Here is a 21,916-nt window from a genome sequence, read left to right on the forward strand (position 1 = left end):
GGGTGGCGGTGAGACTGGGGGCATGCGGGTGCTGATGGTGGAGGACGAGGTACGGCTGGCCGACACGGTCCGCCGGGGTCTCTCCGACGCCGGGTTCGTGGTCGAGCTGGTGCACAACGGCGAGGACGCGGTGTGGGCGGCGACCGAGACCAGCTACGACGTGATCGTGCTGGACATCATGTTGCCGAAGCTGAACGGCTACAAGGTGCTCGAGCAGTTGCGGGAGCGGAAGATCTGGACGCCGGTGCTGATGCTGACCGCGAAGGACGGGGAGTACGACCAGACCGACGCGTTCGACCTGGGTGCGGACGACTATCTGACCAAGCCGTTCAGCTTCCTCGTCCTGGTCGCCAGGCTGCGGGCGCTGATCCGGCGCGGCGGTCCGGAGCGGCCGGTAGTGCTGACCGCCGGCGACCTGACGCTCGATCCGGCCCGGCGGCGGGTCGAACGGGCCGGGCAGGAGGTCACGCTCACGCCGCGGGAGTACGGACTGCTCGAGTACCTGATGCGCCACCGGGGCGACACCGTCAGCAAGCCCGAGATCCTCTCCAACGTCTGGGATCCCGCCTTCGAGGGCGACGAGAACGTGGTCGAGGTCTACATCCGCTACCTGCGGCTCAAGATCGACACGCCCTTCGCCCGCCGCTCCATCGAGACGATCCGCGGCATGGGCTACCGGCTCAACCCCGACGGCGGCTGACGCATGGTGGACTTGCGGCGGGCCAGCGTGCGGAGCAGGTCGACCGCGGCGGCGGTGATCGTCGTGGCCGCGGCGATGGCGCTCGGCGCCGCCGTACTGCTGCTGCTCCTGCAGCGTGCGCTGATCTCCGGAGTGTCGGACGCGGCCGATGGACGGGCGGCCGAGGTGGCCGGCGACGTGAGTACGTCGGGAGTCGCGCGGGATCTGGCCGAGAGCACGCTGCCGAGCCAGCTGATCCAGGTGCTCGACGCGTCCGGCCGGGTGGTCGCCGCGTCGTCGGCGAAGGTCGACGACCAGCCGTTGACGGACCTGCGGCCCGCGGCCGGGGTGCTCGAGCGGGCCGACGTCGGTGAGATGCCGCTGATCGACGACGACCACGAGTACATCATCGTCGCGCAGGGAGCGGCGTACGGCGGGCAGACGTACACCGTGGTCGTCGCGTCGTCGGTGGAGACGCAGCGGGAGACGGTCACCACGGTGGCGAAGTACCTGCTGGTGGGGTTCCCGGTGCTGCTGGTCGTGGTCGGGGTGGCGAGTTGGGTGCTGGTCGGGCGGGCGCTGGGGCCGGTCGAGCGGATCCGGGCGCGGGTGCAGGGCATCGGGTCCGGAGAGCTGGCCGAGCGGGTCCCGGTGCCGGAGACGCGGGACGAGATCGCGCGGCTCGCGGTGACGATGAACGAGATGCTCGATCGGCTGCAGACCGGGCAGGCGATGCAGCGGCGGTTCGTGTCGGATGCGAGTCACGAGCTGCGGTCGCCGCTGGCCACGCTGACCGCGGCCCTGGAGGTCGTGCAGGCGGACACCACCGGGCGGGCCTGGCAGGAGCTGCAGCAGGTGATGGCGGCCGAGACCGATCGGATGCGCCAACTGGTCGAGGATCTGCTCCTGCTGGCGAAGGCCGATGACGCCGGGCTGCGGATGCGGCGTACGGACGTCGACCTCGACGACCTGGTCGCCGCGGAGATCCAGCGCCTGCGGAGCTCGGCCGTCGACCTGACCGTGACGGGCGAGATCCACCCGGTCCGCGTGGTCGGCGACCCGGCCCGGCTCGGTCAGGTCCTCCGGAACCTGGTCGACAACGCCGCCCGCGCCGCCCACACCACCGTCCACCTCGCCACGACCGAGCAGAACGGCTCGGCCGTGATCACCGTGGCCGACGACGGCGACGGCATCCCGGAGGCCGACCGCCTCCGCGTCTTCGAACGCTTCGTCCGCCTCGACACCAGCCGCGCCCGCACCAGCGGCGGCTCCGGCCTAGGCCTGTCCATAGCGCTCGAAATCACCCGAGCCCACCAAGGCACCCTGACCCTCACCCCCACGCCCACCGGCGGAACCATCGCCACCCTCACCCTCCCCCACAGGCTCTGAGGGGTGGTGCGGAGCGGGGGCGGGGGGCAAGCTGGGGGTGGTGGCGGGTGGCGTCGCCTTCCGGGTGATGGAGAGTGTGATGAACGGCGTGAGTGGGTGGGAGCGGTGAAAGCGGCGGCGGGTGACCAAGTAGTTGTCGAAGGCAACCACGTGAGTGCGCACCGGCGGCAGGGCGAGATCGTCGAGGTGCACGATCCGAACGGCGCCCCGCCGTACCTGGTGCACTGGAGCGACACCGACACCGAGTCGCTGTTCTTCCCGGGCCCGGACGCCCACATCATCCCCGCTGGGTGACCGGGTCGAGCCGGCGCAGCGTCCGGTGCCACGGGTTGGCACGCAACTCGGGGTGGAGGAGAGCGGCCGCGACGCAGTACTTGCTGACCTGGATCGGCCGGATCTGAAGGCCTCGGAGCACCAGATCCGCCGCTCCCGCACGCCCGGCCGTCTTGCTCTCGACCAGGACGGCGTCCGGCAGCACGTCGACCGAGGTCGTACCGTCGGCGAACCGCAGATCGATGTCGCAGGTCAGGCGGGCGTGATCGACCGGATCCACCAGGGTGCTCCGCCGGTACGTCGTCGTGAGGGCCGGCCGTAGTCCGTTGTCGGGCCCGACGCCGTACGTCGTCAGTAACTGCTCGGCCAGGAACTCGAACGCCGGGGTGGTGAGCCTGGCCCGGTCCGCGAGGGGATACGGCATCCGCGACTTGACCGTCTCCGACCGATTCCCCTTCAGCTTCACCTCGAAGCTGCACTCTCCGCTGTCGAGATACGACCGCGTGCGGACCTTGTACCGGAACCGCCGCCGCTGCACGTGCTGCCGGTACAACCCGTGTGACGGTGTGTCGAAGTACACCGACTCGTACCGGAAGCTCCGCTGCCCGTCGATCTCCAGCGCCGCGAACCGGTCCCGCAGCCGGGTCACCAGCTCCACGAACGCCCCGATCGGCACCAGGTACTTGCGATCCACGCGCACCTGCAGAGCCGCCTCGGCCAGGACGTCGTCGAGCGTGATCGGCGGCAACTGCGCCAGCGCACCGGTCACCGCCGCCCGCACTCGACTCCCCCGCGTCACGACGCGTACCGCTCGAGCCGCCGTACGCCGTCGGCCACCGGCGCGGCGTCGGTCCGGACCTGGAAGCGGACGTCGACGACCGTGGTGTCGGTGACCAGGTCCAGATCGAGGACGACGAAGTGCCGGATGTCGGCACGCAACAGCCGCTCGAGGGCCGGACCGACGTCGCGCACGTCCGGATACGCCTGGTCGAGCACGACCTTCTGGCGGCGGGACCGATGGGTGAGGCTCGGGTGGTCGACGCCGTACATGAGCGCGACCAGCAGGAAGCTCAGCGCGGGGGCGAGCCAGAACGGGCCGGGATGCAGGCCGTTCACCAGGCCCATCGCGAGCGAGACGAAGTAGTAGGCGACCTCCTCCTGGGTGATCGAGTCCGACCGGAGCCGGATGATCGACAGGATGCCGAACAGGCCGAGCCCGAGTCCCATCCCGGCGCCGCTCCCGGCCAGCATCGCGGTGACCGCGAGCACGCCGACGTTGAGCGCGACGTACGCGAGCAGCAGGTCACGCCGGTGGTAGCGGCGGAAATAGGTGCCATAGGCAAGCAGAGCGACGGCGACCAGATCGGCGGGGACGGCGACAGCCAGACCGGACATGGGTTCCTCCCAGGTGGACGATGGTGACTCCACCCTTTCGGGCGGCCGTGAGAACCTGCTGAGGCTCCGGTGAGAGACCTCTCACGGAACCAGGCGATACCCCATCCCGCGCACAGTCTGGATCCGATCGGCGCCGAGCTTGCGGCGCAGGTAGCGGATGTAGACGTCGACCACGTTGGACCCGGGGTCGAAGTCGAAACCCCAGACCTGCGAGAGGAGTTGCTCGCGCGACAGCACCTGGTCCGGATGCCGGCAGAACACTTCGGCAAGCAGGAACTCGCGGGCGGTCAGCTCGATCGACGCGCCGTCGACGAGGGCGCGCCGCGTCCGCAGGTCGAGGCTCAGCTCCCCGACCTGCAGGATGGTCGCGTCCGGCGTACCTTCGCTGCGCAGCCGCAGACGCACCCGCGCCAGCAGTTCCTCGAAGGCGAAGGGTTTCGCGATGTAGTCGTCGGCGCCGCCCTCGAGCCCGGCGACCGTGTCCCGCACGCTGTCGCGCGCGGTCAGGATCACCACCGGCATCATGACGCGCGCCTCACGCAACCGCCGCAGCACGGTGAATCCGTCCACCCGGGGCAGCCCGATGTCCAGGATCAGCAGGTCATAGTTGCCACTGGCCCCTTCCTGGTACGCCGTCTCGCCGTCGGCCACCACCGTGGTGACGAAGCCGTTGCTGCGCAGACCGCGTTCGACGAAGGAGGCGATCCGCTCCTCGTCCTCGGCGATCAGAATCCGGTTCATCGCGCTACCGCCTCCTCGGCCGGTTCGGTCCGTACCGCCGGCAGGGTCAGGTCGAAGCGGGCCCCCGGACCGGGCCGCAGCCGCACGTCACCACCGTGGGCCTGCGCGATCGAGCGTACGATCGCCAGCCCGAGGCCGGCGCCTTCGGTCCGCCGCTGATCGTTGCCGCGGGCAAATCTCTCGAAGATGCGATCCCGGTCCTCCGGCGGGACACCAGGCCCGGAGTCGGCCACCCACAGGACGACCTCGTTCCCGCTCAGGTGCGACCCGACCGCGATCCGGTCGCCGGTCGCGGTGTGGCGGACCGCGTTGGACACCAGCTGCATCAGCGCCTGGGTCAACCGCTGCCCGTCGGCGACGATCACCGCGTCCGCGGTCTCGTCGACGCGCCATGCCCGGTCCGCCAGTGGTCGCGCCTTCGCGACCACCTCGACGACGAGTTCGGTCAGGTTCACCTCGCCGAGCTCGAGGAAGTCCGGTCGGTCGCTCTTGGCCAGCACGAGCAGGTCGTCGACCATCCGGTTCATCCGGGCCAGCTCGTCCAGGACCAGTGCCTTGGTCTCCGCGCGGTCGCGGGGGTCGTCGCCCATCAGCTCCAGGTGCCCGCGGATCACCGTGATCGGTGTCCGCAGTTCATGCCCGGCGTTGTCGACGAACTCCCGCTGGGTGACGAAGGCGTCGGCCAGCCGGTCCAGCATGGTGTTGAACGTCCGGGCCAGCTGCGCCACGTCATCGTTGCCGACGACATCGATCCGGCGGTTCAGGTCGGTCTCGCTGATCCGCTCGGCGGTGGCGCGCAGTTGCCGGATCGGCGCGAGCACCCGGCCGGTGACCAGCCAGCAGGCCCCGGCGGCCAGCACGAGCGTGATCGCCCCGATGGTCACCAGTGCCCGGGCGGCGTCCATCGACGGCGCCGCGATCACGTCCCGGAACTCGAGCACGACCAGCTGCGCCCGGACCGGCTGGGTCCCGATCCGCACCGGCAGGACGCCGTACCGGACCCGGCCGGCGGCACTCTCGGTCCATCCGTACGACGGTTCGGTCGCGCCGGCGACCCGTCGTACGAAGGCCGCGTCGGTGTCGAGCCGGTCCGGTGGGGTGCCCTGGCTGCGGTGGTACGCGCGGCCGTCGACGATGGTGAAGAAGCCCTCGGAGTCGTCGGGCAGGTTGCTCTGCAGCCAGCGGTCCAGCAGGTCCTCCGCACGGGTGGACGCCGCGGCGGCAGGGGAGGTCGCGAAGGCGCGGAACTTGTTCGCCTCGTGGGTGAGCTCGTCGTCCGCGGCCGCGTCGGCGCGGGCGGCGAGCACCTGCCAGGTGAGGAAGACCAGCGCGGACATCGCCAGGGCCAGCACCCCGAACAGCCAGCCGATGATCCGCACCCGGGCGCTGACCACCGGCCGCCGCCGGCGATCAGCCATCGTCGTCGTCCGGGTCGTCCGCGAGATCGTCGTCATCGTCCGGCCCGGCCGTCCGGGCCGGGGGCGGCGACACCGGCTCGGCGCCCTTCGTGGTCGCCGGCGGCGTGGTCACCGGAGCCGTGGGCGTACCACCTGGTACGACGACGGTCTCGCCGAGCTCAGGCGAGGACCGGTCGGCCAGGTACCGGGGCAGCAGGAACCCGGCCACCACCAGCACGCCGGCGACGAGCCCGTAGACCATCCGTGGAGACCGCATGCTCACAGCCTGCGATCCCTCCCGAAGAACCGCATGAGGCGCACATTACAGATCTCTCATGATGACAAGATCCGCAGACCCGGCGACCGGCAATCCAGTTGCCCGATCATCGCCGGGACCAGCAGGATCGACCTATGACCGTCCCCACGTCGCAACGTCCCGTCGCCCTCGTCACCGGAGTCGGCCGCACCGTCGGCATCGGCGCCGGGCTGGCCCGCCGGCTGGCGGCGTCCGGGTGGGACATCGCGTTCACCTACTGGACGCCGTACGACGACCGGATGGAGTGGGGGGTCGAGTCCGGGGCGACGGCCGAGATCACCAAGGAGCTCACCGAGCTCGGCGCGACCGCGGTCCCGATCGAGGCGGACCTGGTCGACCCGGCGGCGCCGGAGCGGATCTTCACCGCGGCGGAGGAGCAGTTGGGCAACGTCACCGCCTTGGTGATGTGCCACTGCGAATCCGTCGACTCCGGAATTCTCGACACGACCGTCGAGAGCTTCGACCGCCACTTCGCGGTGAACGCACGGGCGACCTGGCTGCTGATCCGCGAGTACGGGCGCCGCTTCACCGGACCGCGCGGCACCGGCCGGATCATCGCGCTGACCAGCGATCACACCGTCAACAACCTCCCGTACGGCGCGAGCAAGGGCGCCCTGGACCGGATCACGCTGGCGGCCGCGCACGAGCTGGCCCATCTCGGGATCAGCGCGAACGTCGTCAACCCCGGCCCGATCGACACCGGCTGGATGAACGACGAGATCCGCGCCAGCGGCATCCGGCAGACTCCGCTCGGCCGGCTCGGTACGCCGGAGGACACCGCCAACCTGGTCGAGTTCCTCTGCTCACCGCGTGGCGAATGGATCAACGGCCAGCTGCTGCTCAGCAACGGCGGCTTCGCCTGAGCCCGCCGGCCGGTAGAGCTCCGCGGCTCCGGCGGCCAGGGTCAGCGAGAGGATCAGGAAGCCGCCGTGGAGCACCCACGGATTGACCGGATCCGCGCGCGTGGTGACCCACAGTGCGGCCTGGGAGAGCGCGATCCCGACGACCCCGGCCAGCCGCGTCCAGAGGTGCGGCAGGTACAGCAGGCCGCCGAGCAGGAAGGCGGGGAGGAAGATCATCCCCGGACTGGCGAAGGTCGGCAGACAAAAGATCGCCAGCACCCGCCACCAGCGTGACCGGCCGGTACGGCGCAGGCCGTACAACAGACCGAGGACCAGGCCGGACAGCCCGGTCAGCACGACGATCATCGCGGTCCCGGTCCAGCTGAACTCGGGTTCGGTGGAGATCAGCCGCATCCAGATCCGGGCGGCGATCCCCCAGCCCACTCCGAGCCCGAGCCCGGCCGCCGTCGTGGTCAGCACTCGTACTGTCATCTCTCCCCCTCGGCGTCCATGCTGGGAGCACGGATCACTACGACAGACGAGCCACCGCCGCGGCGCGGGTGACAGCGAAAGATCTCTGATCGCCTTGTCACCCGGTCCGGCGAGTCGTTCGTCCGTAGGGGTGATGGGGGCTATGGATGCGGCTGCGGAGCTGTCCGCCGACGGGGTGCGACCGGACGGCGCGCGACCGGCTGCGGACGCGCTGGTGATCGCGCTGTTCCGGACCGAGGCGGCACGCCTGGTGCAGCTCGCGCGCTGGTTCGTCGACGACCGGACCGCGGCCGAGGACCTGGTCCAGGAGGCGTTCCTGCGGCTGGCCCGCAACCACCACCGGATCCACGACCAGGACCGGGCGGCGGCGTACCTGCGGTCGATCGTGATCAACCTGGCCCGCGACCACAACCGCCGCGGCCTGGTCTCGCTGCGGCACCGCCTCCCGGCCGAGCCCGACGACCGCTCGGCCGAGGACCACGCGACCGAGAGCGAGAGCCGGCAGGCGGTCATCGCGGCACTGCGCGCACTCCCCCGGCGCCAGCGGGACTGTGTCGTCCTGCGCTACTACCTCGAACTGCCGATCGCCGACATCGCCGACACCCTCGGCCTGTCGCCGAACTCGGTCAAGACCCACCTGCAACGCGGCCTGCGCGCGCTGAAAACCGATCTGGAGGTCCAGGGATGACCCAGCGACCCAGCACTCCCGGCGACGAGCCGTCCGAGGTCGAGCGCCGCCTGTACGACGCGCTGGACCCGGCGGCGACGCGGCCGCCCGCACCCGACCTGTTCGACCGGGTCCTCGGCAGTATCGCCGACGACCGGATCCGGCGGCGCCGCATCACCCGGGCCGCGCTCGGACTGGTCATCGGCATCTCGTTGCTGACGGCCATCGTTCTGCTCGTCACACCGCGGGCGGCGAACGGTGACCTGGTGATGGACTGGTGGATCCTCGAGCTGTTCACCGACCTGCTGCTGATCGGGCTGGCGCTCTGGCTCGGGCCGTTCATCAAGCGGTTCGGCCGCGCGTACGCGGCGGATGTCTTCCACGACAACCCGCAGACCGGCAAGAGCTACATCGTGCTGACCGACATCGTGTACTACCTGATCTTCTCCGCCTACATCCTGTTCACGGTCAGCTTCGAACCACGGGACAACTGGGGCCTCGGCGTCCTGCCGGCCCAGGTCGCCTTCGAGGCCGGCCGGATCGGCGGGATCCTGCTCGTCATCGGCGTACTGCACGGCCTCAACATCGTGCTGATGCCGGTGCTCGGACGGCTGTTCTCCCTCAACCGCAGGATCTCCGGGCGATGACGCTCAGGCCCGGATGGTCGCCGCGGCGGCGCGAAGGTTGGTGAGGGTGGTGCGGACAGCCTGGCGGGCGGTGCGTTCGGGGCGGTGGAGTACGTCGATATGACGGCGGGCGTGGACTCCGCGGAGGGGCCGGAGTACGACGTCCGGGTGGCGGCGGGCGGTCCAGCGAGGGATCAGGGCGATCCCCGCGCCGGCCGCCACCAGTTCGGTGACGACGGTGAACTCGTTGACCCGGTGGACCAGGTCCAGGCGCTGGTTGGCAGCGGCGCCGATCGCCTCGATCGTGGCCATCAACGGGAAGCCGTCGTGGACGGTGATCCACGGTTCGCCGGCGACGTCGCGCGGGGTCAGCGATCGCTTGGCCGCGAGCGGATGGCCGGCGGGTACGGCGACGTCCAGCGGCTCGTGCAGCAACGGGGTGACGGCGACCGTGCGCGGCCAGGCGGCGCCGTGGTCGAGGCGGTGCGCCAGCACCAGGTCGTACTCACGGGTCAGCGGCGGGAACTCGTCCTGCGGCACGTCCTCGTCGTGCAGGCTGAGTTGCGGCGCGGCCTCGGCTTGTAACAACAAGGGGAAGAAGGTCGCAGCCGCGCTGTGGAAGGCGGCGACGGAGACCGAACCGTCAGGCTGCTCGACGAACTCGTCCACGGTGTGCCGCGCGCGGGCGAGCGCCGACTCAACATCGGCCGCCGCACCGGCGAGCGCCCGCCCGGCCGCGGTGAGGACCACCCGCCGGCCGTCGCGCTCGGTCAGCGGGACCGGGATCGATCGCTGGAGCAACCGCAACTGCTGCGAGACCGCCGACGGCGTGACCAGCAAGGCCTCCGCGGCCGCGGTCACACTCCCCAGCTCACCGACTTCCCGCAGCACCCGCAACTGGCGTTCGTCCATCTCCACACTGTAGGCGCTCTACAGGGTTGCTTTAGAAACTGGTTCTTGGCTACAACGTCCTGACCCGGCACGGTGGAGCCGTGCCCGGATCCCGCCGTACCGATGTCGTCCTGTTGCTGGTCGCCGTGGTCTGGGGTTCGAGCTACCTGGCGGCCAAGACCGCGACCGGCAGCGTGCCGGTGCTGACCGTGCTCTTCGTCCGCTACGGCATCTCCGCGATCGCCCTGCTGCTCTTCGTCCGGCGCATCAGCCGCGACGAGCTGAGGGTCGGCGGCCTGCTCGGGCTCACGCAGGCGGCCGTCCTGGTGCTGGAGACGTACGGCGTCACGCACACCAGCGCGGCGAACGCCGGGCTGATCATCAGCCTCACGCTCGTCCTCACCCCGCTGATGGATCGCCACCGGGTCCCACCGCGGTTCTACCTGGCGGCCGGGGTCTGCGTCGTCGCGGTCGGCCTGCTGATGTCGGGCAACGGGCTGCACACCCCGGGCATCGGCGACCTGCTCATGCTCGCGGCGGCCGTCGTCCGCGCTGTGCACGTGGCTCTGGTCGGCCGCCTCACCACCGGCTTGCGCCCGCTGCAGGTGACCACGGTCCAGACCCTTGTCGGTACGGCGCTCTTCGCGGCACCCGCCGTACCTCAGCTGCCGGCGATCACCGGCACCACGACGTGGCTGCAGCTGGTCTATCTCGCCTTGTTCTGCAGTGTGTTCGCCTTCCTGGCGCAGACCTGGGCCGTGCAGCGAACCTCCGCCAGCCGAGCCAGCCTTCTCCTCGGCACCGAGCCCATCTGGGCCGTTGCCATCGGCATCCTCCTCGGCGGCGAACACCTCACCCTCCCCGCCGCGATCGGCGCCGCCCTGATGCTCACCGGCACCACCTGGGGCCAATCCATAGAACGCACCCACCGCGAGGCCCTCGCCGTGCGGGCGAGGACCTCGTCGGTCGGGGCCGTCTGAGGTCCTGTTAGGAGCGGGTCCATTTCAGGTCGTTGGAGCCGTTGCAGGGGGAGGTGGTGATGGCAGCGCCGTTGCCGGTGCCGGCGGCGGTGAGGCAGAGCGTGGGAGTGGCGACGCTGGTGACCGTCTGGTCGGCGTTGAGCTCCCAGGTCTGGTTGGCGGCACCGGTGCAGGTCTCGATGGTGGTGGCCGAGGTGCCGGCGGTCATGCACTTGTCGGCGTACACGGTGAGCTGCTTGTCAGCGGTGTAGTTCCACGACTGGTTGCCGCCGTTGTTGCAGTCCCACAGGTCGAGCGCCGTACCAGGAGTGGTCGAGAAGCCGGGGACGTCCACGCACCGGCCGCTGGCGACACCGCGCAGAGGCTCGCCCGGAGGTGCGGGCGGGAGGGTGTTGGTCGGCTCCGTCTTCAGCAGACCCCAGCCCCACCACAGCTGCGCGCGACCGCTCTGGCTGTTGACCTGCAGATCCTTCGGGCCGACCTGCGTGGTCATCGAGTACGAGTCGCCGGTCCGCAGACCCGGCCAGTAGACGATGCCCATCTTCTGCTCGCGCGCCACCTGCGTGAGCGCACCGAGGTACGCCGTGTAGACGTTGCCCTCGTGGTTGCCGTAGTTCAGCCCGATCGTCATCGGCGAGCCGGCCTCGTCGATGATCGTGCGCCAGCCGTACGTCCCGATCCGCGGCCGCAGGTTCGCCAGCCAGGCGGCCTCGGTCGTGTCGGACGCCCAGAAGCCGTAGAAGTGCAGCGACAGCAGCGTGCCCTGCAGCTCGGGCGCCGCGCCCACACCGGTGACGTTGTCGTTGTAGCCCGTGCCGGAGATGACGATCCGGCTGCGCGGGACGGTGCTGTGCCGGGCGATCCAGGACGAGGTCAGCGACACCCACTCGGTCAGCGAGTAGCCGAACGGCTCGTTCATCGGCTCGAAGTAGACGTGCGGGTTCTTGCCGTAGGCCTTCACCACGGTGTCCCACATCGCGGCGTACGCGGCCGGGTCGTCGACGCGCCCGTCCTTGGCGTTGTCGGCCTCCCAGTAGCTGAGGATGACCTTGAACCCGCTCGCGACCGACGCGTCGATCGCCCCGCGGTAAGAACTCCACCAGGTGGTCCCCACGCTCGACGGGTTGATCGGCAGCCGGATCGTGTTGGCCTTCAGCTCGGTGCGGAACTCGCCGGCGATCCCGGTGGCCTTCCGGTACGTCGTGCGGTAGTCGTCGGCGGTGCTCAGTCCGGACGGGACCACCTCGTCGTCGGCGTAGTTGTCCCGCGGATCGGCCCAGTTCACCCCCCGGAAGTCGTTGGTCCCGGCCGGGCCGCCCGTCGGCGCGACGGCGGCGGATCCGGTCGTCGCGGTGGGCGACGCCTCGGCCTGGATGGTGATGGCAGCTGCGATGGCGGTGGCAGCGAGTGCTGCGGCGGCGATACGGCGAACTGTTGATCTCACGCGGCGATGTTCACGTAAACATGCGAGCCCGTCAATGCCTCATGTTTGCGTCAACATGAGATGTGACCGGGGTCACATCATGAGTATGAGCTCCAGCTGGAGCCACTGCGCCAGGTCGCGCAACTCGCGGTGCACGGCGGCGCTGAGCGCCTTCGAGAACGGCACGTCCTCGTGGATCGCGTCGACCCGGAACACGCCCGCCTTGCGGTCCGACGTGGCGTCGACCTTCCCGACCAGGCGGTCGCCGTGCAGGATCGGGAGCGCGAAGTAGCCCCACTTGCGCTGCGCGACCGGCTTGTACATCTCCAGCTGGTAGTCGAACTCGAACAGCTCGGCTATCCGCTTGCGGTCGTACACCAAACGGTCCAGTGGCGAGAGCAGCGCCGTACGCCCGGAGAAGGGCCGGCCGAGCAGGTCGGGGTCGACGCGCCACTCACCCCGGACGCCGTCGACGACGGCCCGCTCCCCCGCCACACCGGCATCCAGCGGCTCCACCGGGCACTCCGCACCCCGAGGTCGCGCGATGCCGAGGGAGTGCAGGCGCTGCCGGTCGCGAAGGCGCTCCGCCTCGTCGACCGGGGGCACCGGCTCGTCGGGATAGACCCGCGTGGCCAGATCCCACAGCCGATCCCGGCCCTGCCGACCGGCGACCGCGACCTCACCGCGTTGCAGCATGAACTCGAGCAGCTGCGAGACGTTCCGGTTGTTCGTCCAGCCGGAGGACTTCCAGGGGACCACGCAGGTGTCCGGCAGCTCGCGCATCACCAGCGGTCCGTCCTGCCGGAGCCGCTCGAGCAGGTCGAGCCGGCACCCCTCGTTGGCCATCACCCAGTCGCGCCGGTACGCCTGCCAGTCGGACAGCTTCCCGGTCCCGGGCCACTGCGCCATCTCGGCCCGGAACAGCGCCACACTCTCGGGCGGCCGGACGAAACCCTGCAGCTCCACCAACGCCTGCGTCTCCAGCGCCTCGGTCAGCTCCTTCGGCGAGTACGACGAGCCGATCCGGCTCCACGCGACCAGATCCGCGTTCGGCGCGACCGCGGCCGTCTGGTCGTACTGCACCGCCGTCAGCCCCCGGATGACCTCGAACAGATCGCCCGGGCGCTCCTTCTCCAGCAGCTGAGCCCGCACCGCAAGCCGGCGCGCATCCCGCCGCGAAAGCTCAAGCACAGTCGTCACACCGCGAGGCTAAGCCACACCACAGACAATTAGGCCGAGAAGAGCAGCAGCAGATGACCGACCACCACCGCCCCGACCTGCACCGAAGCGATCGCCGTGGCGTGATTCGCAATGCCGGCGTTGACCCCGAGCAGTCCGGTGCCGAACACGTTCCAGCCGTTGCTCAGTGGGTCACTGAGCAGGATCAGCGTGCGCTGCCCTTCCAGCACGAGCAAGGTGAAGTAGTGCGCGACGACGTACCCGAGCACGATCGGCACGACCGAATGCGCGAATAACCCCGGCAGTCTGGTCCGGGAGCTGTCCGACAGCCGCCCCGCGAGCAGCTTGGCCATCAGGGTCGCCCGGTCCGGTGCGACCAGCTCCAGCCAGGCGAAGGCCACGATCCCGACGGCCGCCCGGCTGCGGCGCCCCGGTACTTCGGCGTACGCCAGGCGACGGTCAGGATCACGAAGGACAGCGCGATCGCGATCCCGGCACCCGTCACCGCGAAGTCGAGCGGGATCGGCAGGTCCTGACGCCCGCCGATCCCGTGCAGCGGGAGTTGCATCAGGAGACCTGCAGCTTGAAGACGAGCTTGCCGGTCTCGTGGGTCTCGACCTCGAAGATGCCCTTGGTGCTGGTGGTGAACTCGACCGAGGCGGGCTTGCCCGGCTTCAGGTCGAGGGTCTTGTCGTAGCCGTGCACGTGGAGCGAGTCGGCGACGTCGCTGGTGCCGTTGATGCGGACCTGCTGGCCCGGCTTGGCCTTCACGACGGCGTGGCCGCCGGCGGAGACCTTCCCGTTGGCGATGGTCACGTCGACGATGACGTCTGCCGTGCTGACCGGCGCCGACGATGTGGGTACGGCGGACGGCGTGATCGTCGGCATGGTCGAAGGAGTGGCCGAAGGGGTGGTCGACGGAGTCACAGACGGGGACGGCGCAGCGGGGGTGTCAGTGCTGCCACAGGCGGTGAGGGCAAGCAGGAATGCAGCGGCGAAGGCGCCGCGAAGTGAGAGCCGCACGAGGGCTTCCTTCCGGAGAAACGCGAATGTGTGAGGTGAGCTGTGACCACAGCCCGCCTCACGTCCGGAGGATGCAGAGTTTCGTGAGTTCCGGTGGCGCGAATTCGCTCGGCCGTTGGAGTGGTACGAACGTCTGCTTGAGCAAGCGCCCGTCAGCGAAGCGCCACCGCGGCAGGACCACGCCCACGACCACGAGCAGCAGCATCAGCAGAACCGCGGACGGCATCACCGGGTGGTGATCCGACAGGTCGACCACGAGGGTGAAGGGCGCTGCCGTCGCAACCCGCTCGAGCCGCTCGCTCACGCCGTGCGGATCGACCTCCAGCGGGGCGATGACCTGCGCGATCGGAGCCAGAGCCGACTCGACGCGGGACTGCTGCAGGCTCAGGCCGTGCAACGCGAACACGCCGAGCAGCGCGCCCAGGATCACCAGGGAGCGCACCATCCTCGACCGGGCCGCGTCCATCGCCGCACAGCGTAACGGGTGTGACCCAAGATCGCCCAAGCGTTGTCCAGCTACTCCGCGTGATGCGAGACTGGAACCGAACCGGGTAGGCGGGGACCTGAGAGCCCGGTGGTGTGGGGGTTCATTGTGGCGGAACGTGGTCGGGCGCTCAGGCCCTTGGTAGTACTGATCGTGGCGGTCACGGCCGCTGCCTGTTCGAGCGCCGAAGGCGCGGGTGGCACCGACGGCGGGACGACCGTCGTGCCGACCCCTTCGATCGTCGTGCCGGGGACGCAACCGGCACCCAAGGCCGTCGCGGACTGCTCGAAGTCCAAGGTCCCACTGGTGCCGGAGTCCGAGGCGGACGGCGTCCAGCTGGAGGTCAGCACCGACCCGAGCCTGACGTCGTTGCTGCTGAAGAACACGGGCACCCTGTCGGTGATCGTCATCCCCGACTCGGGCTTCACCACCCGGCTGCTCGCGGCGCCGTACGCGAGCCCCAGCGACGAGGCGTCGAAGGCGGCGCTGGGCGCGACCGTCGTGGCCGGGAACACGGACGTCGATCGCGGGCTGCCGTCGTACCTGCCGAAGTCGCAGGTGTTCGTCGTACCGCCGCAGTGGGCGGTCTGCGGACTCACGGACGACGTACGCCGTTCCGCCGGGGTGCGGTATCTGCGGGACAAGGGGTCGAGTGCGGAGTACGCCGTGGCGAAGGGGCTGGCCGACCAGCTGCTGACCCAGCGCGACGCGAAGAAGGTGCGTCCGACGCTGGACCGGTGCACGAAGGCCACGTTGCAGCTGCTGAAGGAGCGTAAGGACCTGGAGGGCGTCGAGTTCTACGCCGAGATCCTGAGTCCGGACTCCGCGTGCCGCGACAGCTACAAGGCGCTGCTCGGCAACGACGAGCGAGCGACCCAGCGCACCGACACCGCGGTCCTGAACCTGCTGGAACGGACCGGGCGGCTGCTGGAGAACAGCCAGCTCTTCGAGGCGCTCGCCCAGAACTGACCAGGGTCGGCTCCGGGTGCGATCAGGGTCAACTCCCCTGCCCCCGGCCTCCGCCGGGCCGGACACTGGAGAGCAGACACCCTTGGCTCTCGGAGGCACAGAACATGATCGGCTTCATCGTCGCCGGACTCATCATCGGAGCGCTGGCACGGCTCTTCACGCCCGGCAAGCAGCGGCTCGGCCTGCTCGCCACGCTGCTGCTCGGCCTGGCCGGCTCGGTGATCGGCGGCACGATCGCCAGCGTGCTCGGCACCGGCGGCATCTTCGAGCTGAACGTGCTCGGCTTCGTCGTCGCCGTGATCTCCTCGGTCCTGCTGGTCGGCACCGCGGAGTCCCTGTCGGCCCGCACCAAGCACCAGGCCATCAAGAACTAGGAACCAGGCTCAGCTGTCCCGTTCGTTGCTGGCCATCGCCGCCCGCGGTTCGCGGCCCGGTGGCTGCGGCGGCCGGGGCAGCAACGGCCGCCGCTTGTCCAGCGTCCGGATCACCGGCTGGTCGGCGGTGACCGTGACCTCCTCCCCCGCGTGCCGGAGCGTCACCGCGGCGCCCTCGCCGTTGTGCACCGAGTACTTCACCGAGACCGGATCGATCTCGACCCGCAACCGGGCCCCGCGCCAGCGGATCGCGAAGCTCAGACCGGACAGGCCCTGCGGCAGTGCGGGATCGAAGCACAGACAGTCTTCCCGTTCCCGCAGGCCGCCGAAGCCGGCGACCAGGGCACTCCAGGCACCACCCAGCGACGCCATGTGCAGACCGTCGCCGGTGTTGTGATGCAGGTTCCGCATGTCGATCAGCGCGGCCTCGTAGGCGTAGTCGTAGGCCAGGTCCAGGTGACCCACCTCCGCCGCCATGACGGCCTGCACGCACGCCGACAGGGATGAGTCCCGCACCGTCAGCCGCTCGTAGTAGTCGAAGTTCCGCGCCTTCTCCTCCGGCGTGAAGGCGTCGCCACACCAGTACGTCGCCAGCATCAGGTCCGCCTGCTTGACCACCTGCATCCGGTACAGCTGGAAGTACGGCGCGTGCAGCAGCAACGGGTACCTGTCCTTGTACGCCTCGAAGTCCCACACGGTGTATCCGGTGAAGCCCTCCGACTGCGGGTGGACGCCGAGGTCCTCGTCGTACGGCACATACACCGCGGCGGCCGCGTCCCGCCAGGCGGCTTCCTCCTCCGCGTCGACACCGAGCTCGCGGGCCATGGTCGGCAGCCGCGCCGCGGTCTCCGCCGCGGAGCGCAGGTTGCGCGCCGCCATCAGGTTGGTGAAGACGTTGTCGTCGGCAACGGCGCTGTACTCGTCCGGTCCGGTCACGCCGGGCAGGTGCCAGCGGCCGTTGCGGTCATGGTGGCCCAGGGACATCCACAACCGCGCTGTCTCGACGAGCAGTTCCAGTCCGACCTCCTGGAGGAACTGGTCGTCGCCGGTCGCCCGGTGGTACCTCATCACCGCTTCGGCGATGTCCGCGTTGACGTGGAAGGCCGCCGTACCGGCAGGCCAGTAGCCGGAGCACTCCTGTCCCCGGATCGTTCGCCAGGGGAAGGCCGCGCCGCGCAGGCCGAGTACTTCGGCACGCTCGCGGGCCATCCCGAGGGTCGAATGTCGCCAGCGCAAGGCATCACCGGCCGCTTGGGGCATGGTGTAGGTCAGCACCGGGAGGACGAACCCCTCGGTGTCCCAGAAGGTGTGCCCGTCGTATCCGGCACCGGTGAGTCCCTTCGACGGGATCGCCCGTCGCTCCGCCCGCGCACCGGCCTGCAGGATGTGGAAGAGCGCGAAGCGGACCGCCTGCTGCAACTCCGGGTGGCCCTGCACCTCGACGTCGGCGCCGTCCCAGAAGTCGTCCAGGAAGTCGACCTGCTGTTTGGTCAGCCCGTCCCAGCCGGAGAACCGGGCACTCGCCAGCGCGGCCGTCACCTGGTCCCGGATGGCGGTCTCGGACCGCAGGCTGGACCAGCCGTAGGACAGGTACTTGACCACGCGCAGACTCTCGCCCGGCTGGAGCTGGCAGATCACCGTGGTGCGGGCCCAGTCGTCGCGGACGTCCAGGTCCATCGCGTAGCGGACCGAGGTGTCCACCTCGTGGCCCATCGCGGCCGCCATCAGCTGGCGGCTGCGTGTGGTCCGGTGGATCAGGACGACGCCGTTCTCACCGCCGTCGTGGCTGACCGGCTTCAACGGGTTGTCGAGTACGGCGGCCACCCGCGGATCGTCGGACAGCTTCGGCTGTGCCTCGTTCGCGACCAGCTCGGACTGGACCACGAACCGGGCCGGCTGATCCACCGGCTCGACGACGTACTCGATCGCGGCGACGGCCCGCTGGGTGAGCGACACCAGCCGGCGGCTGCGGACCCGGATCCGCTTGCCACCCGGCGACGTCCAGTCCACGTCCCGCTCCAGGATCCCGGTGCGGAAGTCCAGGGACCGCTCGTGCTTGCTCAGGTAGCCGTAGCGGATGTCGAACGGCGAATCGTCCACAAGTAAGCGGATCAGCTTGCCGTTGGTGACGTCGACGAGCGTCTGACCGGACTCCGGGTAGCCATAGCCGGCTTCGGCGTACGGGAGGGGCCGCTGCTCGTAGAACGAGTTCAGGTAGGTGCCGGGGATCGCGTACGGCTCGCCCTCGTCGAGGTTGCCGCGCAGTCCGATGTGACCGTTCGACAACGCGAACAGCGACTCCGACTGGGCCAGCTTGTCGAGCGCGAGCCGGGTCTCCCGCAACCGCCATGGCTCGATCGGATGATGCCCGCGGTCGATCATTCGCCCTCCAGCAGGTCGGCCAGGTCGCTGACCACGATGTCGGCGCCGTGGATCTTCAGCTCATCCGCCTGCCCGACGCGGTCCACCCCAATCACATGCCCGAAGTGCCCCGACCGCCCTGCCGCCACGCCGACCAGTGCGTCCTCGAAAACCGCTGCCTCGGCCGGATCGACCCCGAAACCCCTGGCCGCGGCCAGGAACGTGTCCGGCGCCGGTTTCCCGTGCAGCCCCTCGGTCCGGATCGTCACTCCGTCCACGATCTGCTCGACGTACTGCGCGAGTCCGGTGACGTCCAGTACTTCGCGAGTGTTGGCGCTCGACGACACGACGGCCCGCCGGAGCCCGGCCTTCTCGGCGGCCTGCAGGTAGCGCCGCGAGCCCTCGAACACGTGCACACCCTCGGTCCGGATCCGCCGCTGAACGGCCTCGTTCTTCCGGTTCCCGAGGCCGTTCACCGTCATCGCGGCCGGCGGATCGTCCGGCGTACCGTCGGGCAGCGTGATCCCCCGCGCGGTCAGGAAGTCCCGCACCCCGCTGGCCCGCGGCTTGCCGTCGACGTACGCGTCGTACTCCGCACGCGCGTCGAACGGCACGAACGGGGTCCCGTGCTGCCCGGAGTAGTCCCGGAGGAACTGGTCGAACATCTCTTTCCACGCGGCGGCGTGGACGGCAGCGGTATCGGTGAGCACACCATCCAGGTCGAACAGACAGGCCCGGATCCCCGCAGGTAGTCCCAGCATGTCTCCAGACTAGGTCCTGTCTGGTGATCCCGCGCCGTAGCGAGCAGGTGCTCGGTGCGGTGCATCGGCGCACGGGAGCGAAGGTCTCGATGCGGAGCATCGTGGCCTTCGCTCCCGTGCGGCGAGGTGCCGTGCCGAGTGCCGCGCAGTAGGCGCGGGATCGCCAGACAGGACCTTAGGTCGTCAGGTGGTCGGGAAGGCCAAAGGCCGGGAAACGGGAGTAGCCGAAGGTGATGATCTCGACGATCTTGCCGTCGCTGACCCGCAGCACGTCGAGCTTGAACGCGCGCCACACCGTGTCTCCCGGACGGAGCAGGTACGACGCAGCCGCGGGCAACCGGTTCGCCGACGTCGGGACCAGCCGCCACTCGCCGTCGCGCTCCGGCCCGAAGGCTCGCTCGAAGAGTGGGATGCACGCACTGAGCCCCGCGAACGAGAGCCGGTCCGGCGGCATCGACACCCGCAGCTCCTCGGCCGCGATCGCAATCGCAGCGGCCGCGTCACACCGCTGGTGTGCGTCGATGAACCGATCCAGCACGTCCCGCTCCTCCGCGGTCGGCCGCGGTGCGCTCCAGTCCGACCGACGAGCCGGCAGTCGCTGCTGCATCGTCGCTCGGGCCCGCTGCAGCGCACTGTTCGCCGCGGCCACGCTGGTCTCGAGCAGTACGGCGGTGTCCGCGGCCGACCACCCGAGTACGTCGCGGGCGATCAGTGCGGCTCGCTGCCGGGCCGGCAACGCCTGCAGCGCGACCAGGAACGCCAACTCGATCGTCTCCCGATCTACGGCGACCGCGTCCGGCTGGTCGGCCGGCGGGGCGATCTCGTCGAGGAGCTGGTCCGGGTACGGCTGCAACCAGACCATGTCCCCGGGTGACGCCGTACGCCGGGTGTGCCGCCGTACGACGTCCAGGCAGACGTTGGTCGCGATCCGGTAGAGCCACGCCCGGAAGTACGTCCGCCCGTCGAAGGAGTCCCGGCCGCGCCAGGCCCGCAACAACGTCTCCTGGACGGCGTCCTCCGCATCGTCGAAGGACGCCAGCATCCGGTAGCAGTGCACGTGCAACTCACGCCGGTGCCGCCCGGCGAGGTCGGCGAACGCGGTCTCGTCACCCGCGAACGCCGCCTCCTCGAGCGTGGTCACGCCGGCGTCCTCCCCACCTCCTGGACCGTCCAGCCGTTGCCGTCCGGGTCCGCGAAGGTGAGGAAGGTTTCGTAGTCGGCCCGTTTCGGGCTCACGCCGGTCTGCTGCCCCTCGGCGGTGAAGTGGAACGGCTCGCTGACGTCCACACCCCGCTCGACCAGCTCGGCCCGCGCGGCCTCGATGTCGTTCACCACCAGGTGCGTGCCCTGGTACGTGCCGGGCTCGGCCTTGGTCAGCCCGGTGCCGATCGTGATCGAGCAGGCCGACCCCGGTGGGGTCAGCTGCACGACCCGGAACGCGTCCCCGGCACTGTGGTCGACGTCCTCGTGGAACCCGAGCTGCTCAACGTAGAACTTCTTCGCCCTGTCGACGTCCGACACCGGGACGATGACGAGTTCGAGCTTCCAGTCCATTGACGGCCTCCTGCGGTCGGGTCGGTCTCAGTCTGACCGACGCTGTTGACCGTGTAACGCCACCCGGACCACAAACTCATCGGTCCGCCGATGACTCCTTCGCGGCGAAGACGTTCGCGAACCAGTCGAGCTGGGCGAGCTGCTGATAGGTCTGGCCGCCCTCGTGCTCGTTGTAGCTGTAGACCTCGATGTCCTTGGCCGCGCTGCCGTAGTGGTTGAAGGCGGCGAAGACGGTCGACGGCGGGCAGGTCGCGTCCATCAGAGCGACCGAGAACAGCGCCGGCGCGGTGGCCAGGCGGCCCAGGTTGACGCCGTCGAAGTAGCCCAGGGTGCGCAGCGCCGCGTCGACGTCGTGACGGAACCCCTTCAGGTACCGGGTGATCTCGGCGTACGGCTCCTTGTTGGTGATCTCCAGCGCCCGCTGGAAGTGACACAGGAACGGTACGTCGGGTGCGCAGCCGAGCAACTCGATCCCGGCCAGCCCGGCCAGACCCGCCGCGGCGATCGCGATGCCACCGCCCTGGCTGGCGCCGGTGACGATGATCTTGTCCGGGTCGACCAGCGGGGACGCCTTGGCCGCGTCGAGGGCACGGACCGCGTCGATGAAGACCCGGCGGTAGTAGTAGGTCTCCGGGTCGGTGATACCCGCCGTCATGAAGCCCGGGGTGTGGTTGAGACCGGCGTACGCGCTGTCGTCCGGCGTACCGCTGGTGCCGCCGGCGCTGTAGCCCTGGCCGCGGGTGTCCATCACGAAGTGGGCGTAGCCGGCCTGCGCCCAGAGGTTCGTCGCGTGCGGGAAGCCGCGTCCACCGGAGTAGCCGAAGTACTGCACGACCGTCGGCAGCGGACCACTGGCTCCGGCCGGCACGTGCAGCCAGCCCTTGACCGGCGTACCACCGAAGCCGGCGAACGTGACGTCGTAGGTGTCGATGACGGCGAGCTTGTTGTCGATCGCCGTGAACGAGGCGGACAGGTCGTCGGTGCGCGCCTTCTCGATGGAACGGCGCCAGAACTCGACCAGGTCGGCGGGCGCGGCCACGTCGGGCCGGTACTCGCGGAGCTTGTCGAGGGAAAGGTCGAACATGGCCATGAGCAACAAA

27 protein-coding genes are annotated in these 21,916 nt (G+C 69.9%); 9 read left to right on the top strand and 18 right to left on the bottom strand.

All coding sequences use genetic code 11. The annotated features are described in order from the left end of the window. The first annotated feature begins 22 nt into the window (after window positions 1-22). The 3 genes from ACZ6O0_RS06345 to ACZ6O0_RS06355 all read left to right on the top strand — a co-directional run bounded on the left by ACZ6O0_RS06345 (window position 23) and on the right by ACZ6O0_RS06355 (window position 2,362). The gene (locus tag ACZ6O0_RS06345; protein WP_465763760.1) at window positions 23-700 is read left to right on the top strand and encodes a response regulator transcription factor; all 678 of its coding nucleotides are present in this window, start codon (window positions 23-25) and stop codon (window positions 698-700) included. Between the two features lie 3 nt (window positions 701-703). Continuing rightward, window positions 704-2,068, top strand: coding sequence for a sensor histidine kinase (locus ACZ6O0_RS06350; protein ID WP_465763761.1), 1,365 nt, complete (start codon window positions 704-706; stop codon window positions 2,066-2,068). A 105-nt stretch (window positions 2,069-2,173) separates the two neighbouring features. Then, a complete protein-coding gene (locus ACZ6O0_RS06355) occupies window positions 2,174-2,362 on the top strand; it encodes a DUF1918 domain-containing protein (protein ID WP_465763762.1) in 189 nt (62 codons plus the stop codon). On the opposite strand, the gene ACZ6O0_RS06360 is transcribed toward ACZ6O0_RS06355, so the two are convergent. From ACZ6O0_RS06360 to ACZ6O0_RS06380, 5 genes are all read right to left on the bottom strand, one after another. Then, a complete protein-coding gene (locus ACZ6O0_RS06360; RefSeq protein WP_465763763.1) occupies window positions 2,346-3,140 on the bottom strand; it encodes a polyphosphate polymerase domain-containing protein in 795 nt (264 codons plus the stop codon). The two genes, ACZ6O0_RS06355 and ACZ6O0_RS06360, sit on opposite strands and share 17 nt — an antisense overlap. Then, a complete protein-coding gene (locus ACZ6O0_RS06365) occupies window positions 3,137-3,736 on the bottom strand; it encodes a DUF4956 domain-containing protein (protein ID WP_465763764.1) in 600 nt (199 codons plus the stop codon). The genes ACZ6O0_RS06360 and ACZ6O0_RS06365 overlap by 4 nt, the downstream gene beginning before the upstream one ends. Window positions 3,737-3,817: 81 nt before the next feature. Next, complete coding sequence (locus ACZ6O0_RS06370; protein WP_465763765.1) at window positions 3,818-4,477, bottom strand: response regulator transcription factor; 660 nt, start codon at window positions 4,475-4,477, stop codon at window positions 3,818-3,820. After that, a complete protein-coding gene (locus ACZ6O0_RS06375) occupies window positions 4,474-5,931 on the bottom strand; it encodes a sensor histidine kinase (RefSeq protein WP_465763766.1) in 1,458 nt (485 codons plus the stop codon). The genes ACZ6O0_RS06370 and ACZ6O0_RS06375 overlap by 4 nt, the downstream gene beginning before the upstream one ends. Continuing rightward, window positions 5,888-6,151 carry a hypothetical protein gene (locus tag ACZ6O0_RS06380; RefSeq protein WP_465763767.1) on the bottom strand — a complete coding sequence of 88 codons (264 nt, stop codon included), beginning with the start codon at window positions 6,149-6,151 and terminating at the stop codon, window positions 5,888-5,890. The genes ACZ6O0_RS06375 and ACZ6O0_RS06380 overlap by 44 nt, the downstream gene beginning before the upstream one ends. A gap of 134 nt (window positions 6,152-6,285) precedes the next feature. Here ACZ6O0_RS06380 and ACZ6O0_RS06385 point away from each other — a divergent pair, with 134 nt between their 5' ends. After that, window positions 6,286-7,053 carry an SDR family oxidoreductase gene (locus ACZ6O0_RS06385; RefSeq protein WP_465763768.1) on the top strand — a complete coding sequence of 256 codons (768 nt, stop codon included), beginning with the start codon at window positions 6,286-6,288 and terminating at the stop codon, window positions 7,051-7,053. Here ACZ6O0_RS06385 and ACZ6O0_RS06390 read toward each other — a convergent pair. Then, window positions 6,994-7,524 carry a hypothetical protein gene (locus ACZ6O0_RS06390; protein ID WP_465763769.1) on the bottom strand — a complete coding sequence of 177 codons (531 nt, stop codon included), beginning with the start codon at window positions 7,522-7,524 and terminating at the stop codon, window positions 6,994-6,996. The genes ACZ6O0_RS06385 and ACZ6O0_RS06390 overlap by 60 nt on opposite strands. Window positions 7,525-7,666: 142 nt before the next feature. Here ACZ6O0_RS06390 and ACZ6O0_RS06395 point away from each other — a divergent pair, with 142 nt between their 5' ends. Further along, window positions 7,667-8,212, top strand: coding sequence for an RNA polymerase sigma factor (locus tag ACZ6O0_RS06395; protein ID WP_465763770.1), 546 nt, complete (start codon window positions 7,667-7,669; stop codon window positions 8,210-8,212). Then, window positions 8,209-8,838, top strand: coding sequence for a hypothetical protein (locus ACZ6O0_RS06400; RefSeq protein WP_465763771.1), 630 nt, complete (start codon window positions 8,209-8,211; stop codon window positions 8,836-8,838). Before ACZ6O0_RS06395 ends, ACZ6O0_RS06400 begins: the two co-directional genes overlap by 4 nt. A gap of 3 nt (window positions 8,839-8,841) precedes the next feature. Here ACZ6O0_RS06400 and ACZ6O0_RS06405 read toward each other — a convergent pair whose 3' ends face one another. Then, window positions 8,842-9,729, bottom strand: coding sequence for a LysR family transcriptional regulator (locus ACZ6O0_RS06405; protein ID WP_465763772.1), 888 nt, complete (start codon window positions 9,727-9,729; stop codon window positions 8,842-8,844). An 80-nt stretch (window positions 9,730-9,809) separates the two neighbouring features. On the opposite strand from ACZ6O0_RS06405, the gene ACZ6O0_RS06410 reads away from it, so the two are divergent. After that, window positions 9,810-10,688, top strand: a complete 879-nt coding sequence (locus ACZ6O0_RS06410; RefSeq protein WP_465763773.1) for a DMT family transporter — start codon at window positions 9,810-9,812, stop codon at window positions 10,686-10,688. 7 nt (window positions 10,689-10,695) lie between these two features. Here the strand turns inward: ACZ6O0_RS06410 and ACZ6O0_RS06415 are convergent, their stop codons facing one another. The 6 genes from ACZ6O0_RS06415 to ACZ6O0_RS06440 all read right to left on the bottom strand — a co-directional run bounded on the left by ACZ6O0_RS06415 (window position 10,696) and on the right by ACZ6O0_RS06440 (window position 14,779). Then, window positions 10,696-12,132 carry a ricin-type beta-trefoil lectin domain protein gene (locus ACZ6O0_RS06415; protein WP_465763774.1) on the bottom strand — a complete coding sequence of 479 codons (1,437 nt, stop codon included), beginning with the start codon at window positions 12,130-12,132 and terminating at the stop codon, window positions 10,696-10,698. A 72-nt stretch (window positions 12,133-12,204) separates the two neighbouring features. Then, window positions 12,205-13,311, bottom strand: coding sequence for a DNA glycosylase AlkZ-like family protein (locus tag ACZ6O0_RS06420; protein ID WP_465763775.1), 1,107 nt, complete (start codon window positions 13,309-13,311; stop codon window positions 12,205-12,207). A gap of 29 nt (window positions 13,312-13,340) precedes the next feature. Next, window positions 13,341-13,691 (bottom strand): hypothetical protein, encoded by a 351-nt coding sequence (locus ACZ6O0_RS06425; protein ID WP_465763776.1) that lies wholly within the window; start codon window positions 13,689-13,691, stop codon window positions 13,341-13,343. Beyond that, window positions 13,643-13,858: a hypothetical protein gene (locus ACZ6O0_RS06430; protein WP_465763777.1), complete on the bottom strand. Its 216-nt coding sequence runs from the start codon at window positions 13,856-13,858 to the stop codon at window positions 13,643-13,645. Before ACZ6O0_RS06430 ends, ACZ6O0_RS06425 begins: the two co-directional genes overlap by 49 nt. Continuing rightward, a complete protein-coding gene (locus ACZ6O0_RS06435) occupies window positions 13,858-14,178 on the bottom strand; it encodes a hypothetical protein (protein WP_465763778.1) in 321 nt (106 codons plus the stop codon). Before ACZ6O0_RS06435 ends, ACZ6O0_RS06430 begins: the two co-directional genes overlap by 1 nt. A gap of 193 nt (window positions 14,179-14,371) precedes the next feature. Continuing rightward, window positions 14,372-14,779: a hypothetical protein gene (locus tag ACZ6O0_RS06440; RefSeq protein WP_465763779.1), complete on the bottom strand. Its 408-nt coding sequence runs from the start codon at window positions 14,777-14,779 to the stop codon at window positions 14,372-14,374. A gap of 126 nt (window positions 14,780-14,905) precedes the next feature. On the opposite strand from ACZ6O0_RS06440, the gene ACZ6O0_RS06445 reads away from it, so the two are divergent. Both ACZ6O0_RS06445 and ACZ6O0_RS06450 read left to right on the top strand, forming a co-directional pair. Beyond that, a complete protein-coding gene (locus ACZ6O0_RS06445; RefSeq protein WP_465763780.1) occupies window positions 14,906-15,766 on the top strand; it encodes a hypothetical protein in 861 nt (286 codons plus the stop codon). 104 nt (window positions 15,767-15,870) lie between these two features. Continuing rightward, window positions 15,871-16,140, top strand: a complete 270-nt coding sequence (locus tag ACZ6O0_RS06450) for a GlsB/YeaQ/YmgE family stress response membrane protein (protein ID WP_465763781.1) — start codon at window positions 15,871-15,873, stop codon at window positions 16,138-16,140. A 9-nt stretch (window positions 16,141-16,149) separates the two neighbouring features. On the opposite strand, the gene ACZ6O0_RS06455 is transcribed toward ACZ6O0_RS06450, so the two are convergent. The 5 genes from ACZ6O0_RS06455 to ACZ6O0_RS06475 all read right to left on the bottom strand — a co-directional run bounded on the left by ACZ6O0_RS06455 (window position 16,150) and on the right by ACZ6O0_RS06475 (window position 21,906). Further along, window positions 16,150-18,522 (bottom strand): glycoside hydrolase family 65 protein, encoded by a 2,373-nt coding sequence (locus ACZ6O0_RS06455; RefSeq protein WP_465763782.1) that lies wholly within the window; start codon window positions 18,520-18,522, stop codon window positions 16,150-16,152. Then, on the bottom strand, window positions 18,519-19,262 hold the full coding sequence (locus ACZ6O0_RS06460) for a beta-phosphoglucomutase family hydrolase (RefSeq protein ID WP_465763783.1): 744 nt from the start codon (window positions 19,260-19,262) through the stop codon (window positions 18,519-18,521). Before ACZ6O0_RS06460 ends, ACZ6O0_RS06455 begins: the two co-directional genes overlap by 4 nt. A gap of 175 nt (window positions 19,263-19,437) precedes the next feature. Next, on the bottom strand, window positions 19,438-20,403 hold the full coding sequence (locus tag ACZ6O0_RS06465) for an RNA polymerase subunit sigma-70 (RefSeq protein ID WP_465763784.1): 966 nt from the start codon (window positions 20,401-20,403) through the stop codon (window positions 19,438-19,440). Continuing rightward, the gene (locus tag ACZ6O0_RS06470; RefSeq protein ID WP_465763785.1) at window positions 20,400-20,816 is read right to left on the bottom strand and encodes a VOC family protein; all 417 of its coding nucleotides are present in this window, start codon (window positions 20,814-20,816) and stop codon (window positions 20,400-20,402) included. Before ACZ6O0_RS06470 ends, ACZ6O0_RS06465 begins: the two co-directional genes overlap by 4 nt. Window positions 20,817-20,892: 76 nt before the next feature. Beyond that, the gene (locus ACZ6O0_RS06475) at window positions 20,893-21,906 is read right to left on the bottom strand and encodes an acetylxylan esterase (protein ID WP_465763786.1); all 1,014 of its coding nucleotides are present in this window, start codon (window positions 21,904-21,906) and stop codon (window positions 20,893-20,895) included. Between the last annotated feature and the right edge of the window lie 10 nt (window positions 21,907-21,916).

The sequence above is a fragment of the Kribbella sp. NPDC048837 genome, from assembly GCF_055586945.1.

What these genes read in the sequence shown, in the direction of transcription:
- ACZ6O0_RS06345 (WP_465763760.1), top strand. Translation starts at nt 23, where the DNA reads ATGCGGGTGCTGATGGTGGAGGACGAGGTACGGCTGGCCGACACGGTC.
- ACZ6O0_RS06350 (WP_465763761.1), top strand. Translation starts at nt 704, where the DNA reads ATGGTGGACTTGCGGCGGGCCAGCGTGCGGAGCAGGTCGACCGCGGCG.
- ACZ6O0_RS06365 (WP_465763764.1), bottom strand. Translation starts at nt 3,736, where the DNA reads ATGTCCGGTCTGGCTGTCGCCGTCCCCGCCGATCTGGTCGCCGTCGCT.
- ACZ6O0_RS06370 (WP_465763765.1), bottom strand. Translation starts at nt 4,477, where the DNA reads ATGAACCGGATTCTGATCGCCGAGGACGAGGAGCGGATCGCCTCCTTC.
- ACZ6O0_RS06375 (WP_465763766.1), bottom strand. Translation starts at nt 5,931, where the DNA reads ATGACGACGATCTCGCGGACGACCCGGACGACGACGATGGCTGATCGC.
- ACZ6O0_RS06380 (WP_465763767.1), bottom strand. Translation starts at nt 6,151, where the DNA reads ATGCGGTCTCCACGGATGGTCTACGGGCTCGTCGCCGGCGTGCTGGTG.
- ACZ6O0_RS06385 (WP_465763768.1), top strand. Translation starts at nt 6,286, where the DNA reads ATGACCGTCCCCACGTCGCAACGTCCCGTCGCCCTCGTCACCGGAGTC.
- ACZ6O0_RS06390 (WP_465763769.1), bottom strand. Translation starts at nt 7,524, where the DNA reads ATGACAGTACGAGTGCTGACCACGACGGCGGCCGGGCTCGGGCTCGGA.
- ACZ6O0_RS06395 (WP_465763770.1), top strand. Translation starts at nt 7,667, where the DNA reads ATGGATGCGGCTGCGGAGCTGTCCGCCGACGGGGTGCGACCGGACGGC.
- ACZ6O0_RS06400 (WP_465763771.1), top strand. Translation starts at nt 8,209, where the DNA reads ATGACCCAGCGACCCAGCACTCCCGGCGACGAGCCGTCCGAGGTCGAG.
- ACZ6O0_RS06405 (WP_465763772.1), bottom strand. Translation starts at nt 9,729, where the DNA reads ATGGACGAACGCCAGTTGCGGGTGCTGCGGGAAGTCGGTGAGCTGGGG.
- ACZ6O0_RS06430 (WP_465763777.1), bottom strand. Translation starts at nt 13,858, where the DNA reads ATGCAACTCCCGCTGCACGGGATCGGCGGGCGTCAGGACCTGCCGATC.
- ACZ6O0_RS06435 (WP_465763778.1), bottom strand. Translation starts at nt 14,178, where the DNA reads ATGCCGACGATCACGCCGTCCGCCGTACCCACATCGTCGGCGCCGGTC.
- ACZ6O0_RS06440 (WP_465763779.1), bottom strand. Translation starts at nt 14,779, where the DNA reads ATGGACGCGGCCCGGTCGAGGATGGTGCGCTCCCTGGTGATCCTGGGC.
- ACZ6O0_RS06450 (WP_465763781.1), top strand. Translation starts at nt 15,871, where the DNA reads ATGATCGGCTTCATCGTCGCCGGACTCATCATCGGAGCGCTGGCACGG.
- ACZ6O0_RS06455 (WP_465763782.1), bottom strand. Translation starts at nt 18,522, where the DNA reads ATGATCGACCGCGGGCATCATCCGATCGAGCCATGGCGGTTGCGGGAG.
- ACZ6O0_RS06460 (WP_465763783.1), bottom strand. Translation starts at nt 19,262, where the DNA reads ATGCTGGGACTACCTGCGGGGATCCGGGCCTGTCTGTTCGACCTGGAT.
- ACZ6O0_RS06470 (WP_465763785.1), bottom strand. Translation starts at nt 20,816, where the DNA reads ATGGACTGGAAGCTCGAACTCGTCATCGTCCCGGTGTCGGACGTCGAC.
- ACZ6O0_RS06475 (WP_465763786.1), bottom strand. Translation starts at nt 21,906, where the DNA reads ATGGCCATGTTCGACCTTTCCCTCGACAAGCTCCGCGAGTACCGGCCC.